The sequence below is a fragment of the Erwinia sp. PME.40.26/001 genome (genome assembly GCF_055556675.1).
Window position 1 is genome coordinate 1 of record NZ_JBVHNP010000214.1, and the last position, 267, is coordinate 267.

Below are 267 nucleotides of genomic sequence, written 5' to 3' on the forward strand. Positions count from 1 at the left end.
TCGCAGACGCGGCGCTGGATCTCATCGATCTGGACGCGCCGGTCATGCGCCTTGAGCACGTCGTGCAGCACCTCCTGCGTCGTCTCCAGCGTGATCGGACGGTTGAACAGGTTGGCGTGCGCCACCAGGCGGTTGAGGCTGGCTTCGAGCTCGCGGACATTGCTGGTGATCTTGTGCGCGAGGAACTCCATCACCTTCGGCGGCACGTCGGCGCCGGCGCGCGCGGCCTTGGCCTGCAGGATCGAGACGCGAAGTTCGAAGGTGGTG

1 pseudogene is annotated in these 267 nt (G+C 66.3%); it reads right to left on the reverse strand.

Features of this window, described 5'->3' with window-relative positions:
- Positions 1-267 (reverse strand): annotated as a pseudogene (locus tag ACZ3HG_RS23895) (chromosomal replication initiator protein DnaA); the annotation flags it as partial.